Genomic DNA, 14429 nt, shown 5'->3' on the forward strand with positions numbered 1-14429 from the left:
CGACGTTTCTCATCTGGACATGCTGGCGGAGGCGTGCGAGCGGGCACTCGCGCACGCGGGCATCACGGCGAACGACGTCGACCTCGTGCTCGGCGCATCGGCCGCAGGGATCCAGCCGATCCCGTGCACGGCCGCACTCGTGCTCGAGAGACTCACGCTCACCGGGCACGCCGCGGCCTTCGACGTGAACTCGACCTGCACGAGCTTCATCACGGCTCTCGACATCGCCTCGCGGTATCTCGACGCCGGCGACCACGAGACGATCGTCGTGTTCGCGGGCGACGTCGGAACTCGGTTCCTCAACCCGGAGCAGCGGGAGAGCTTCGAACTCTTCAGCGACGCGGGCGCCGCGGTCGTGCTGCGCCGCTCGAACGACCCGGGCCGCGGGGTGATCGCCAGCGCTCAGCGCACCTGGCCCGCCTACGCTCACGACACCGAGATCAGGGGAGGGCTGTCGAGGTCACCCTCTCAGGCGTATGCCGCCGGCGACCCTGCCGACTACCTCTTCGACATGAACGGGCGACGGGCGCTGCTGGGCATGATGCGCGTGCTTCCCGAGTTCTTCGACACCTTCCATCGGTCGTCAGGCGTCTCGTTCGACGAGGTGGCGCTCTGGGTACCCCACCAGGCGTCGGCGGCGCTCGGGCCGATGCTCGACCGTCTCGGAATCCCGATCGAACGCCGCGTCGACGAGGTGCGCGAGTTCGGCAACATGGTCTCGTCGTCGGTGCCGTTCATGCTCGCCCGGGCTCTCGACACCGGTCGCGTCGGGACCGGAGACACCGTGATCCTGTGCGGCACCGCAGCGGGCCTCACGGCGAACGTCTTGGCTCTCCGGCTCTGAACCGCGTCGTCGGATCGGAGACGGAGCCGCCCGTCGAGTCGGGTGCCGCGGAGAGCCGCTGAACCGTCTCGAGCACTCAGACCAGGGTGCGGCCGATGCTCCCGATCACGCCGTCGATCGGCTGACCCGATGCGTCACGTCGTGCGCCGGGTTCGGGGAGCTTGCGCACCGCACCGGTCGGGTCGACTGCCTGTGCGGGGCTCGGCCCGACCCAGGCGACCGTGAGACGGTCCTCGCCCTTCAGGAACGAGTGTGCGCGCACACCGCCGGTCGCTCGACCCTTCGACGGGTACTCCGAGAAGGGCGTGACCTTGGCGCGACCCGGCTCGGTGCCGGGCAGGATGCTGTCGGACCCCGAGACGGTGGCGACGACCGCATCCGCATCGGGTGCGACCGCGCCGAAGAACAGCACGGACGATCCGGAGCCCAGCTTGATGCCGGCCATTCCACCGGCGGGAGCGCCCTGGGGGCGCACGGCGGATGCGGAGAAACGCAGCAGCTGGGCATCGCTCGTCACGAACACGAGGTCGGCGTCGTCCTGAGCTTCCACGGCCCCGACGACGGTGTCGCCGGGCTTCATGCCGATGACCTCCAGATCGGGACGCACGGGCAGGGTCGAGGGGACGATGCGCTTGACCGTTCCCTGCGCCGTGCCCAGGGCGATCGGAAGGTCGCTGTCGAAGCGCACGAAACCCAGGATCCGCTCTCCGCGGGTGGTGATGCCCAGATAGTCGCGCAGCGGGACACCCGCCGCGAGCTGCACGGAGGAAGACGGAACGGACGGCAGATCCACGGGGGAGAAACGCAGCACGCGACCCTCGGTGGTCAGCGCGCCGATCTCTGCGCGGACCGTTGTCTCGACCGTCGTCAGGATCGCGTCGTGCTTGCTCCGTCGGGCCGGAAGCGTCAGCTCCTGGCCCTCGGCGAGGTCGACTCGCACGGCACGGCCCGTCGTCGACAGCACGAGCACGGTCGGAGCGTCGGCGATCTGCAGGTCTACCGCTCCCTTCGTGGCGCGCGGCTTCGGGGGCGCGGCGTTCATCAGCAGTGTGCGGCGAGGGGTGCCGTATGCGTCAGCCGCGGCATCCAACTCTTGGGCGACCACCGCTCGAAGGAGCACGTCACTCCCGAGCAGCTCGCGCAGCTTGGCGATCTCGGCGAGAAGCGCGTCGCGCTCGGTCTCGAGCTCGATGCGCGAGAACTTCGTCAGGCGCCGCAGGCGCAGCTCGAGGATGTACTCGGCCTGAAGCTCGCTGAGATCGAACACCGAGCGCAGGCGTGCACGCGCCTGCTCGGAGTCGTCGGACGAGCGGATGACCTGGATGACCTCGTCGATGTCGAGGATCGCGATGAGCAGACCCCCCACCAGGTGCAGGCGCTCTTCTCGACGCGCGAGGCGGTAACGGCTGCGACGTGTGATGACCTCGAGCCGGTGCGCGACGTAGACGCGCAGCATCTCCTTGAGACCGAGCGTGCGCGGCTGCCCGTCGACCAGGGCGACGTTGTTGATGCTGAAGGAGTCCTCGAGCGGGGTGAGGCGGTAGAGCTGTTCGAGCACGGCATTGGGGTCGAAGCCGGTCTTGATGCCGATCGCGACGCGCAGCCCGTGATTGCGGTCGGTGAGATCGGTCACGTCGCTGATGCCCTGCAGCTTCTTGGACTGCACGGCGTCACGGATCTTCTCGATCAGTCTCTCCGGGCCGACCATGTAGGGCAGCTCGGACACGATGATCCCGGTGCGTCGCGGCCCGAGCGGCTCGACCGACACCTTTCCGCGCACCTTCAGGGCGCCGCGTCCGGTGGCGTACGCGTCTCTGACGCCGTCGAGCCCCATCAGGATGCCGCCCGAGGGGAAGTCGGGGCCGGGCACGAACTCCATGAGCTCTTCGGTGGTGGCGTCGGGATTCTCGAGCAGGTGGGTGGCTGCGGCGACGACCTCGATCAGGTTGTGCGGTGCCATGTTGGTCGCCATGCCGACCGCGATGCCGCTCGCGCCGTTGACCAGGAGATTCGGGAAAGCGGCGGGCAGCACGGAGGGCTGCTGGAACTGACCGTCGTAGTTCGGGATGAAGTCGACGACGTCCTCATCGAGATTCTCGGTGAGAGCCATCGCGGGGGAGGCGAGCCGTGCTTCGGTGTAGCGAGCGGCTGCGGGCCCGTCGTCGAGCGAGCCGAAGTTGCCGTGGCCGTCGATCAGCGGCACGCGCAGAGCCCATTCCTGGGCGAGGCGCACGAGGGCGTCGTAGATCGCTGAATCGCCGTGCGGGTGCAGCTTTCCCATGACCTCGCCCACGACACGAGCGCTCTTGACGTGACCGCGGTCGGGGCGGAGACCCATCTCGGCCATCTGATAGAGGATGCGACGCTGCACCGGCTTCAGGCCGTCGCGCGCGTCGGGCAGAGCCCGCGAGTAGATCACCGAGTAGGCGTATTCGAGGAACGAGCCCTGCATCTCTGTTTCGAGATCGATGTCCTGGATTCGCTCGGGGGCGAGCTCGGCAGGCGGGGTCTTCGGCATGGGCATCCTGAATGGTGCGAGGCTGAGGGCGTACGGGAGCCTATGTCAGACTGGCTCGGATGTCCCTCATTCTACCGTCCGAGTCGCTCGCAGCCCGCAGCGTCGTCGGGGTGGCGGACGACGTGTTCGCCGCTCTGCGCGGCGAATCGGCGAGCCTGCCGCGTGCCGAATCCGTCGTTCTCGTGCTCATCGACGGACTCGGCGCCATCAGTCTGCGCGCCCACGCGGGCCACGCCAGGGCGCTCACGTCCGGGATGGCGAAGAAGGACGTGGCGCACTCGGTCTTCCCGTCGACCACCGCAGCCGCCCTCACCAGCATCCTGACCGGGGTATGGCCGGGGCAGCACGGTCTGGTCGGCTACCGGGTTCTCGACGCCGCGCGGGGCATCCTGGTCAACCAGCTCACCGGCTGGGAGTCGGAAGGGCTCGATCCGGCGACCTGGCAGGCTGCTCCGACGGTCTTCGAACGCGCCCGTGCGGAGGGGCGCCCGACCTATGCGGTGGGCGTCGCAGCCTACGCGGCGAGCGGGTTCACCCGAGCCACGCTGCGCGGGGCCGACTTCGTCGCCGCGCAGACGCCCGCAGAGCGCGTCGAGGTGGCCTACGACCTCGCCGAGCGCCACCCCGGTTCACTGATCTACTGCTACCTGCCCGAAGCCGACAAGGCCGGGCACAGGTACGGCCTCGACTCGGTGCACTGGGTGTCGGCGCTCGAAGAGATCGATGCCGCGCTGTCGCGGCGCGTGCCGTCGGGCGTCGGCGTCCTCGTGACCTCGGACCACGGCATGCTCGACGTGCCGGCGCACCGGCAGGTCGTGCTCGAAGCCGAGCACCTCGTCGGGGTGCGGCACATCGGCGGAGAGCCCAGGATGCTGCACGTCTACCTCGAGCCGGATGCCGATTCGACCGAGGTCGGCGAGCGGTGGCGCCGCGATCTCGACGGCCTCGCCGACGTCGGCACCCGGGAGCAGGCGATCGCATCCGGATTGTTCGGCCCCGAGGTGACGCTGGCCGCCGCATCGCGGATCGGCGATGTGCTCGTCGTGGCCAGGGGCAACGGGGCCGTCTATGACGGCACCGCAGCAGATCAGCGCAGTAGAGGGATGATCGGTCAGCACGGCGGCATGACTCCGGAAGAGCGTCAGGTTCCGCTGCTCAGGTTCGGCGCTTTCGCCCGCTGAGCGCGGGCACCCCCTCAGGGCCTATTCGTCGGTGCGAGCCCCGAACACGATCTCGTCCCATGACGGCATCGCGTTGCGGCGGCGGCGTCTTCCGTTGCCCTCGTTCGAGGGCTCGGGTGCGGCCTTCGGCTCGTCGTCTTCGTCGGGCTCGTCGTTCTCGAGGGCATCGAACAACGCGATCGGATTCTGGTCCGTGTCGCCGTCGTCTGCGTGGTCGAGGATCGGCGCGGTCTCGCGCTGACCGCGCCGGCGTCGCAGCGCCTCGAGCAGATCGGCGGTCTCCGGGCTCGTCGTCGCCGACTCCGGTGCACGCTTGATGGCCGCATCCTGCACAGCGGCTGCCGATCGCTCAGGCGCGATGCTGTCATCGTCATCAGCGTCGGGCGTCGGGAGCAGACGAGGGCCGAACGCGCCGGAGTCGAAGCGGCTGTCGTCCTTGTAGGGCGACGCCTGCCGTTCGGCCTCGACGGCGCGCAAGCGCGGGATGAGACCGTCGGGCAGCGAGCCCTGGCGTGACAACTGGGTGGCGTCGGCGTTGAGGGGCGCCAGTGCACTGCGTCGGGGGTCGAAGCTCCAGCGAGCGTCGTGCTCGACCTCGTTGGCGGTGAACTCGAGCTTGATGATCCAGCCGGTGTCGTCCTTCCAGCTCGCCCAGCGCTCGGCTGAGGCCTCGACGTCTGCGAGCTTGGCGCGGATCGCGGTGCCGAAGGTGGGCTGAGCGTCGGGCTCCACGTCGCTGCCGATCAGCACCGGCACGGCGAGGGCCTGGCCGATGACGTGCTCACGCTCGGCGAGAACCGGTCCCTCGAAGCGGATGACGTCGTCGACGCCGATGCCGAGGAGTGCGGCGACCTCGGGTGCCGTGAGGCCGGCGCGGATCTGCGCCTGGATGTCGCGCGGACTCGCGGCGAGCCGCTGGGCCGTGGGCTCGCTCTGTCGCGTCGCCCGCCGGATCTCGCGGTGCAGGACGTCGTCGATGGGCAGCGCGAACCGCTCGCCCGACTCGGTCGCGAGTACGAGCAGTCCTGCTTCTGTGCCGACGATGGTGACGTTTTCCATGCGAATGCCCCTCTGATGGGTGTGCGTTCATGGTGTCACGCAGGGCCGCTCAGAACCGGGAATACTCTGGGCGTGCCGTGAGTTTGGTCTGTCGCAGCCGCGGGCATTTGCTTATTCCTCCGCGGTCATGCAAACTATGGCCGCCGATTACCCCGACGGCGCACCACCCACTCGCATGAAAGTGGAGATTCACCACATGGCAACCGACTACGACGCTCCCCGCAAGAGTGAAGACGACTCCGAGTCGATCGAAGCCCTCAAGGAGCGTGTGCCGGACAAGCTCTCCGGCTCCTCAGGCGACGAAGACGCGGACAACCCGTCCAGCTTCGATCTCCCTGGAGCCGATCTTTCCGACCTCGAACTTGATGTCGTCGTGCTGCCCGCGCAGCAGGACGAGTTCACCTGCATGAACTGCTTCCTCGTGAAGCACCGTTCGCAGCTCGATCACGAGGGCGCTTCCGGCCCCATCTGCAAGGAGTGCGCTGCCTGAGCGCACCTGAGAACAAGAACTCACGCGCCCCCGACCTCACGGTCAGGGGCGCGTCGTCTTGTGGTCAGGTCAGCGCTGGGCTGCGACGATCGCGGCGGCCAGTCGATCGGGCGTGCGCGTCGAGATGGTCCAGGTCTCCACGGGGTCGTCAGGGTCGTCGTTCGGAACGACGACGACACCGTCGACACCACCGCGGATGAGATGCCAGCCTCGTGCCGGCAGACCGGGCCCCCGCGCCTGGCGCGCCTCTTCGGCGCTCAGCGCTGTGGGCGTGCCGAGGTGCCGGACCTCGATGTGCGCTCGACCGGCACGGAGTACGTCGCCGTCGACCGCGACGACCGGGGCAAGGCCTATGAAGGCGACCACGAGCACGGCCGAGACGGCGGCTCCGACGATCAGGGCGACGGTCGAGCCGATGGGCACGAAGATGAGCGCCACCATGGGGCCGGCCAGAGCGACCGTCACCAGCAGCCACAGGCTGGGGGACAGTCTCTCGCGGTAGCGGGTCCGCGTGTCAGGAGCGATGTTCTGCATTAGCCTCGGGGGGTGACTGAATCCGTTGATGTCCCCATTATCGCCTCTGTCGTGCCCGGCTACGCCCACCCAGGCGATGCCGGAGCCGATCTGGTGGCGGCCGAGGCCGTTCATCTGGCCCCGGGGGAGCGGGCGCTCGTCGCGACCGGCGTGCGCATCGCGCTTCCTGAGGGCTATGCGGCCTTCGTGGTTCCGCGCAGCGGTCTCGCGGCCAAGCACGGGATATCGATCGTGAACTCCCCGGGCACGGTGGATGCCGGATACCGCGGCGAGATCAAGGTGAGTCTGATCAACACCGACATCCACACGGCGTACGATGTCGCCGTCGGTGATCGCATCGCGCAGCTGATCGTGATGCCCGTGACCCGTGCCACCTTCATCCCGGTCGAGGAGCTGCCCGGCAGCGTCCGCGGCGAGGGCGGCTTCGGCTCGACCGGCTACCAGGCAGGACTCCATTCATCTTCGGCAGGACAGATCAATGACTGACAACAACGCGACTCCCTCGAAGTCGGCACCGGACGACCGGGCGACGCAGGGTCCCTTCGACGACTCCGAGGCGAACCCGGTTCGTCCGTACATCGACCTCGGCGGCATCAAGATCCTGCCGCGCGAGGGGCTGAATCTCCGACTCGAGGTCGAAGAGCAGTCCAAGCGCATCGTCGCGGTCGGACTCGACTACGCCGACTCCTCTCTCCAGGTGCAGCCGTTCGCAGCGCCCCGTTCGGGCGGACTGTGGGACGAGACCCGGGTGCAGCTTCGCGATCAGGTCCGCACCCAGGGCGGACGGGTCGAGGAGCGTGAGGGGCCGCTCGGCAAAGAGCTGCTCGCCGAGGTCCCCGCGGCCGCCAATGAGGGCTCTGGGCTTCGGCTCGCCCGGTTCATCGGGATCGACGGTCCTCGATGGTTCCTCCGTGGCGTGATCGGCGGAGCTGCCGCCTCGGACGTCGAGGCCGCTGCCAAGGTGGAGGATCTCTTCCGGTCGATCGTGGTCGTCCGCGGTGGAGCGCCGATGCCTCCGCGTGACCTGATCCCGCTGAAGATGCCCGCGACTCCCGGCTCCGCGTGACCACCCCGGCTCCCGATCCCGAGCGCGAGCAGAGCGCATCCGACATCGTCGGGGCCGCGCTCGGCGGCGCTGCCCGACGCGCTGGTCTCGACCCGGCCGAGAGCGACGCGACGCACAAGGTGGTGTGGTCCGCGATGGGCGGATGGCGCGGCATCCTCGAATCGGTGCTGCCCAGCCTCGCGTTCGTCATCCTCTTCACGATCCGCCCGGAACCCCTGATCCTCCCTCTGGGAGTGTCGGTCGGACTCGCAGCCGTGTTCACCGTGGTCAGGCTGATCCAGAAATCTCCGCCCTCGGCTGCCATCGGCGGTCTCGTGGCCGCTGCGGCGGCCGCCGCTCTCGCACTGTGGACGGGGCGGGGCGAGGACAACTTCGTGCCCGGGCTCATCACCAACGCCGTCTACGGCACCGGCATGCTCGTCTCGGCCCTGATCGGCTGGTCGTTGATCGGTCTCGCCGTCGGCTTCCTGATGGGAGAGGGCACGGCGTGGAGGCGCGATCGGCGCAAGCGGCGCGCGTTCCTGTGGCTCGGCATCGCATGGGCTGCTCTGTTCTACGCGCGTCTCGCAGTGCAGCTGCCGCTGTACCTGGCAGGGGACGTCACGGCGCTCGGCACGCTGAAGCTCATCATGGGGCTGCCGCTGTTCGCCCCGCTGATCGCAGTCACCTGGCTCGTCGTGCGTGCGCTGTATCCGCGCCCCGCCGGTGCCGACACGACGCGGCGGTCGTGATAGATTTATCTTGACATCAAGATAAATTGCAGGCTTTCGCCCGGAGGCAGAGCAGAGCAGACTGGTTAGGTCTGCCTTGCTAGCCGCAGGGGCTCGCTGGCGAGCAAGATGGAGGCGCCTGTCGCTCCCATCCGAATAGAAGGAGACGGAATCGTGTCCACGGTGAACAGCTTCGGTGCCAAGAGCACCCTGACGGTCGGCAGCACCGACTACGAGATCTTCCGCATCGACACGGTGCCCGGTTTCGACAAGCTCCCTTTCAGTCTCAAGGTCCTCCTGGAGAACCTGCTTCGCACCGAAGACGGCGCGAACGTGACGAAGGCGCAGATCGAAGCCCTGGGTTCGTGGGATGCCGCGGCTGATCCGAGCACCGAGATCCAGTTCACGCCGGCCCGTGTGGTCATGCAGGACTTCACCGGTGTGCCCTGCATCGTCGACCTCGCCACCATGCGCGAGGCCGTCACGGCGCTGGGCGGCGACGCGAACAAGATCAACCCGCTCTCGCCCGCCGAGATGGTCATCGACCACTCGGTGATCGCCGACCTCTTCGGCTCGGAGAACGCTCTCGAGCGCAACGTCGAGATCGAGTACGAGCGCAACGGCGAGCGCTACCAGTTCCTGCGCTGGGGCCAGACGGCCTTCAGCGACTTCAAGGTCGTTCCCCCGGGAACCGGCATCGTCCACCAGGTGAACATCGAGCACCTGGCCAAGGTCATCTACGACCGCGACGTCGACGGCGTGCTTCGCGCCTACCCCGACACCTGCGTCGGCACCGACTCCCACACCACCATGGTCAACGGTCTGGGCGTGCTCGGCTGGGGCGTCGGCGGCATCGAGGCCGAGGCTGCGATGCTCGGGCAGCCGGTGTCGATGCTCATCCCGCGCGTCGTCGGCTTCAAGCTCTCGGGCGAGATCCCCGCAGGCGTCACGGCGACCGACGTCGTCCTCACGATCACCGACCTGCTGCGCAAGCACGGCGTCGTCGGCAAGTTCGTGGAGTTCTACGGCGAGGGCGTCGCCTCCGTGCCGCTCGCGAACCGCGCCACCATCGGCAACATGTCGCCCGAGTTCGGCTCGACCGCCGCGATCTTCCCGATCGACGACGTCACCCTCGACTACCTGCGCCTGACGGGTCGCAGCGAAGAGGCCGTCGCACTGGTCGAGGCCTATGCCAAGGAGCAGAAGCTCTGGCACGACGCCTCTCAGGAGCCCGTCTTCAGCGAGTACCTCGAGCTCGACCTCGGCACCGTGGTGCCGTCGATCGCCGGCCCGAAGCGCCCGCAGGACCGCATTCTGCTCTCCGAGGCGAAGTCGCAGTTCGAGCAGGACATCGTGGCGTACGCCTCGGCGTCGACGTCGGACTCCGTCGTCGACCTCGAGTCGAAGCACTCCTTCCCGGCATCCGACCCCGGTTCGGTGCCCGGCGAGGAGGAGCCCGCCACCACCCGCCCCGTGCACATCAACAGCGGTGCTCCGGCGCACGCGTCGAAGCCCGTGCCGGTCACGACTCCGTCCGGCGAGAAGTACATCCTCGACAACGGCGCGGTCACCCTCGCGGCGATCACCTCGTGCACCAACACCTCGAACCCCTCGGTGATGATCGCCGCAGGTCTGGTCGCCCGCAAGGCGCTCGAGAAGGGGCTCAAGCAGAAGCCGTGGGTCAAGACCACACTCGGCCCCGGCTCGAAGGTCGTCACCGACTACTACGAGAAGTCCGGTCTCGACAAGGACCTCGAGGGCCTCGGCTTCTACACGGTCGGCTACGGCTGCACGATCTGCATCGGCAACTCGGGCCCGCTGATCGAGGAGGTCTCCGCGGCCATCAACGATCACGACCTCGCCGTGACCGCCGTGCTCTCCGGAAACCGCAACTTCGAGGGACGCATCAGCCCCGACGTCAAGATGAACTACCTCGCCAGCCCGCCGCTGGTGATCGCCTACGCGCTGGCAGGGTCCATGCACTTCGACTTCGAGAACGACGCGCTGGGCAAGGGCACCGACGGCGAAGACGTCTTCCTGAGGGACATCTGGCCCACGCCGGCCGAGGTCCAGGAGCTCGTCGACTCGTCGATCTCGCGTGAGCAGTTCATCAAGCAGTACTCGACCGTCTTCGACGGCGACGAGCGCTGGCGCAGCCTGCCCACTCCGGACGACGACATCTTCCAGTGGGACGAGAACTCGACGTACGTGCGCAAGGCGCCGTACTTCGACGGCATGACGATGGAGCTCACCCCGGTGCGCGACATCGACGGAGCTCGTGTCATGGCGACCCTGGGCGACTCTGTCACGACGGACCACATCTCGCCCGCCGGCAACATCAAGCCCGGCACGCCCGCGGCGCAGTACCTCACCGAGCACGGTGTCGACCGCAAGGACTTCAACTCCTTCGGATCGCGTCGTGGCAACCACGAGGTCATGATCCGCGGCACGTTCGCGAACATCCGCCTGAAGAACCTCATGGTCTCGGCCGTCAACGACGGTCAGGTCGTCGAGGGCGGGTACACCCGTGACTTCACGAAGCCCGGCGGACCGCAGTCGTACATCTACGACGCGAGCATGAACTACCAGGAGCAGGGCACGCCGCTCGTCATCTTCGGCGGCAAGGAGTACGGCTCCGGCTCGTCGCGGGACTGGGCCGCCAAGGGCACCAGCCTGCTGGGCGTCAAGGCCGTCATCACGGAGAGCTTCGAGCGCATCCACCGCTCGAACCTCATCGGCATGGGTGTCGTCCCGCTGCAGTTCCCCGCCGGCGAGAGCTGGGAGTCGCTCGGTCTCGACGGCACCGAGGTCGTCTCGATCTCGGGACTCGAGGAGCTCAACAACGGAGTGACGCCGAAGACGGTGCATGTGACCGCGACGCCGACCGAGGACTCACCCGAGGGCAAGCAGGTCGTGGAGTTCGACGCGGTCGTGCGCATCGACACCCCCGGTGAGGCCGACTACTACCGCAACGGCGGAATCCTGCAGTACGTGCTGCGCTCGCTGGTCTGATCACAGCGACGACAGGGGCCCGGTTCTTCGGAACCGGGCCCTTTCGCGTGTGCGCAGCCTGTGTCAAGGGGGCGAGGCGTTCTCCGAGCTTTCGCGGATGGCCGCGGTAGGATCGATCAGGCTTCCGAACCGGAATCGGATGCCGCAAACGGTGCCTAAGAGGAGGTGCAGATGCCCATTCTTCCGAGCATCTCAGGACCCCGTGATCTCGACTCCCTCTCTGAGGAGCAGCTCATCGAACTCGCCGGCGAGGTCCGCGAGTTCCTCGTCGAGAACGTGTCTCGTACCGGCGGCCATCTCGGCCCCAACCTCGGAGTGGTCGAGCTCACGATCGCTCTGCACCGGACCTTCTCGTCGCCCGACGATCCGTTCATCTTCGACACCGGACACCAGTCCTACGTGCACAAACTGCTCACGGGGCGACAGGACTTCTCGTCTCTCCGTCTCCGCGGCGGACTCGCAGGCTACCCCCAGCGCGGCGAGAGCGCGCACGATGTGGTCGAGTCCTCCCACGCCTCGAGCTCTCTCAGCTGGGCGGACGGCGTGTCGCGTGCACTGACGGCGACCGGTCGCGGCGATCGTCACGTCGTCGCGGTGGTCGGAGACGGCGCGCTCACAGGCGGAATGACGTGGGAGGCCCTCAACAACATCTCGGATGACAACGACCGCAACCTGGTGATCGTCGTCAACGACAACGGGCGCTCGTACGCCCCGACGATCGGCGGGATGTCGCGATACCTGAACCGGGTGCGCACCGCCGCGACCTATAAAGAGCTGCACCACAAGTCCGATCGGCTCTTCCGCGCCTTCGGGCCCGTCGGTCGGGCGGTCTTCCGAGGTGTACGGGGCGGTACGCACGGATTCCTGTCACGCTTCACGAACAACGAAGCGCTGTATTCCAATCTCGACATCAAGTACCTCGGGCCGGTCGACGGGCACGACCTCCCGGCTCTCCTCGAGACCCTCGAACTCGCGAAATCCTACGGCGCTCCGGTCATCGTGCACGCCATCACGGAGAAGGGGCGCGGATACCAGCCGGCCCGTGACGACGAGGCCGACCAGTTCCATGCTGTCGGGCGCATCGATCCGACCACGGGCGAGACCCTCTCGTCGGGCGGCACCGGCTGGACTGATGTGTTCTCGGACGCACTGGTCTCGGTGGGCGAGCGTCGAGATGACGTCATCGCCATGACGGCAGCGATGCTGCGTCCCACGGGGCTGGCTCCATTCGCCGAGCGCTTCCCCGACCGCGTCTATGACGTGGGCATCGCCGAGCAGCACGCGGTGGCCTCCGCCGCAGGACTCGCGTTCGGCGGGCTGCACCCCGTCGTGGCGCTGTATGCGACCTTCATCAACCGCGCCTTCGATCAGGTGCTCATGGACGTCGCTCTGCATCGTGCGGGCGTCACCTTCGTCCTCGACCGCGCGGGTGTCACCGGGCCAGACGGCCCCAGCCACCACGGCATGTGGGACCTCGCGATGCTGCAGATCGTCCCGCACATCCGCATCGCGGCACCGCGAGACGCGGCGCGCCTGACGGAGGCTCTCGACGAGGCCGTCCTGGTGGACGACGCCCCCACGGTCATCCGGTTCCCCAAGGGCGATGTCTCGCCCGAGCTGCCCGCGATCGAACGACTGCACGACGGTGTGGACGTGCTGGCGCGAGGAGAATCCGAGGACGTCCTGCTGGTGGCCATCGGCCCGTTCGCGGCTCTCGCGATGGATGTCGCCGAGCGACTGCGCGCGCAGGGCATCGGCGCGACGGTGATCGATCCGCGCTGGGCGATCCCCGTGCAGCCCTCGATCGTGAGCATGGCTGCACGGCATCGTCTGGTGATCACCATCGAAGACGGCATCCGCGTCGGCGGCATCGGCACTCGCGTTCGTCAGGTGCTTCGCGAGGCGGGTATCGACACCGCCGTCGACGAGCTGGGACTGCCGGATGAGTTCATCGATCACGCCTCGCGGGACCAGATCCTCGCGGACGCGGGTCTCACCGCGTCGAATATCGCGCAGGATGTCGTCTCTCAGGTGCTCGGAACGCGGATCCCGGTCGCACGGGACGCCGGTGCGACCGGAACGAGCGACGCGGACGGTGCGATCGACGTGCCGCTCCACGACCGACGCTGATCGACGTCGCGTGCCGCGCGTCGGACGCTGACGGGGACGCAGGGAACCCGGCGATCAGTTCAGGGCGTGCAGGGCGGCGACGGCCTGGGCTCCTCGATCGGACTCGCGGAGCGCGGTGGAGAGCAGGTAGCCGTCGGTCAGCGCATCGCCGGTGACCATGACACGCACCAGCTCGACTCCGCACGCGCGGCGCACCTCCTCGGCGCTGGCCGCGATCACGCGGGTGTTGATCTCGTCGTTGTGCGGCAGCTCCGCGCCGTCGAGTCCACGGATGACGTCTCGCAGCGCTGCGCCGACGATGTTCGAGGCGCGTTCCTTACGTTGACGACGTCGAGCTCGAAGACCCGGAGATCTCGTCCGGTCGGTATCGGGCGCCACTCGAACGATGCATGCACGCGGTGCTGATGCCCGTTCGCGCCGGTCATCTCGCGCGCAGGCAGATCAGTGGCGCGACAGCGCACATCGATGAGCCGGTACCAGTAGAACAGCGGGAACGCTCCGTGGGATCCCGGGTCGAGCACGACGACCTCGCCCACTGCACCGCCGCGGGACGTGGGACGACGCTGTGGACGGTTCCGGATGATCGGCTTTCCGTTCCGCGTGCGGATCGCCGCCCACCCCTCGTCGACTGTGACGACGAAGATCTTCAACAGCGCCGGCACGACCAGGAGGATCGTGAGGATCGCCGTGCCGGTCTTGAAGAGGCCCGACATTCCCTTGCCGCCCAGCATCGAGAGGAGCATGTCCATGCCACAACTGTGCCTCCTCGAGCGCACGCAGATGACGATCTTCGACCCGCCCGCACAGGTGTTCATGCTCTGTTCCGCGCTCGTTACCCGGCCTGCCGCGAGGCGGATACGGGAGCGCGGCGCTGCGGCGAGCGGC

General features: G+C 68.0%; 13 protein-coding genes. 8 read left to right on the forward strand and 5 right to left on the reverse strand.

Features of this window, described 5'->3' with window-relative positions; translation table 11 throughout:
- The first annotated feature begins 19 nt into the window (after nt 1-19).
- Nucleotides 20-844: a 3-oxoacyl-[acyl-carrier-protein] synthase III C-terminal domain-containing protein gene (locus QMA07_RS06000; protein ID WP_290160586.1), complete on the forward strand. Its 825-nt coding sequence runs from the start codon at nt 20-22 to the stop codon at nt 842-844.
- Nucleotides 845-920: 76 nt separating this feature from the next.
- Here QMA07_RS06000 and QMA07_RS06005 read toward each other — a convergent pair whose 3' ends face one another.
- Nucleotides 921-3362: a DNA topoisomerase (ATP-hydrolyzing) gene (locus QMA07_RS06005; protein WP_290160587.1), complete on the reverse strand. Its 2442-nt coding sequence runs from the start codon at nt 3360-3362 to the stop codon at nt 921-923.
- Between the two features lie 59 nt (nt 3363-3421).
- Here QMA07_RS06005 and QMA07_RS06010 point away from each other — a divergent pair, with 59 nt between their 5' ends.
- Nucleotides 3422-4543 carry a nucleotide pyrophosphatase/phosphodiesterase family protein gene (locus QMA07_RS06010; RefSeq protein ID WP_290160588.1) on the forward strand — a complete coding sequence of 374 codons (1122 nt, stop codon included), beginning with the start codon at nt 3422-3424 and terminating at the stop codon, nt 4541-4543.
- Between the two features lie 21 nt (nt 4544-4564).
- Here the strand turns inward: QMA07_RS06010 and sepH are convergent, their stop codons facing one another.
- Complete coding sequence (gene sepH / locus QMA07_RS06015; protein ID WP_290160589.1) at nt 4565-5602, reverse strand: septation protein SepH; 1038 nt, start codon at nt 5600-5602, stop codon at nt 4565-4567.
- 196 nt (nt 5603-5798) lie between these two features.
- Here sepH and QMA07_RS06020 point away from each other — a divergent pair, with 196 nt between their 5' ends.
- Nucleotides 5799-6092 carry a DUF4193 domain-containing protein gene (locus tag QMA07_RS06020; RefSeq protein WP_042540214.1) on the forward strand — a complete coding sequence of 98 codons (294 nt, stop codon included), beginning with the start codon at nt 5799-5801 and terminating at the stop codon, nt 6090-6092.
- Between the two features lie 69 nt (nt 6093-6161).
- Here QMA07_RS06020 and QMA07_RS06025 read toward each other — a convergent pair whose 3' ends face one another.
- On the reverse strand, nt 6162-6626 hold the full coding sequence (locus tag QMA07_RS06025) for a DUF3093 domain-containing protein (RefSeq protein WP_290160590.1): 465 nt from the start codon (nt 6624-6626) through the stop codon (nt 6162-6164).
- Between the two features lie 12 nt (nt 6627-6638).
- On the opposite strand from QMA07_RS06025, the gene dut reads away from it, so the two are divergent.
- From dut to dxs, 5 genes are all read left to right on the forward strand, one after another.
- Entirely contained in the window at nt 6639-7112 is a 474-nt protein-coding gene (gene dut, locus QMA07_RS06030; protein WP_042540218.1) for a dUTP diphosphatase, read from the forward strand.
- Complete coding sequence (locus QMA07_RS06035) at nt 7105-7692, forward strand: DUF3710 domain-containing protein (RefSeq protein ID WP_290160591.1); 588 nt, start codon at nt 7105-7107, stop codon at nt 7690-7692. The genes dut and QMA07_RS06035 overlap by 8 nt, the downstream gene beginning before the upstream one ends.
- Complete coding sequence (locus tag QMA07_RS06040) at nt 7689-8423, forward strand: DUF3159 domain-containing protein (protein WP_290160592.1); 735 nt, start codon at nt 7689-7691, stop codon at nt 8421-8423. Before QMA07_RS06035 ends, QMA07_RS06040 begins: the two co-directional genes overlap by 4 nt.
- A 153-nt stretch (nt 8424-8576) precedes the next feature.
- The gene (locus QMA07_RS06045; protein ID WP_290160593.1) at nt 8577-11414 is read left to right on the forward strand and encodes an aconitate hydratase; all 2838 of its coding nucleotides are present in this window, start codon (nt 8577-8579) and stop codon (nt 11412-11414) included.
- A gap of 171 nt (nt 11415-11585) precedes the next feature.
- Nucleotides 11586-13544 carry a 1-deoxy-D-xylulose-5-phosphate synthase gene (dxs, locus tag QMA07_RS06050; protein ID WP_290160594.1) on the forward strand — a complete coding sequence of 653 codons (1959 nt, stop codon included), beginning with the start codon at nt 11586-11588 and terminating at the stop codon, nt 13542-13544.
- A gap of 54 nt (nt 13545-13598) precedes the next feature.
- On the opposite strand, the gene QMA07_RS06055 is transcribed toward dxs, so the two are convergent.
- Together QMA07_RS06055 and QMA07_RS06060 are read right to left on the reverse strand one after the other, a co-directional pair.
- Nucleotides 13599-13763, reverse strand: a complete 165-nt coding sequence (locus QMA07_RS06055; protein ID WP_290160595.1) for a hypothetical protein — start codon at nt 13761-13763, stop codon at nt 13599-13601.
- Nucleotides 13760-14293: a hypothetical protein gene (locus tag QMA07_RS06060; protein WP_290160596.1), complete on the reverse strand. Its 534-nt coding sequence runs from the start codon at nt 14291-14293 to the stop codon at nt 13760-13762. The genes QMA07_RS06055 and QMA07_RS06060 overlap by 4 nt, the downstream gene beginning before the upstream one ends.
- Between the last annotated feature and the right edge of the window lie 136 nt (nt 14294-14429).

Source organism: Microbacterium sp. APC 3901 (assembly GCF_030407765.1).
Taxonomy (GTDB): Bacteria; Actinomycetota; Actinomycetes; order Actinomycetales; family Microbacteriaceae; genus Microbacterium.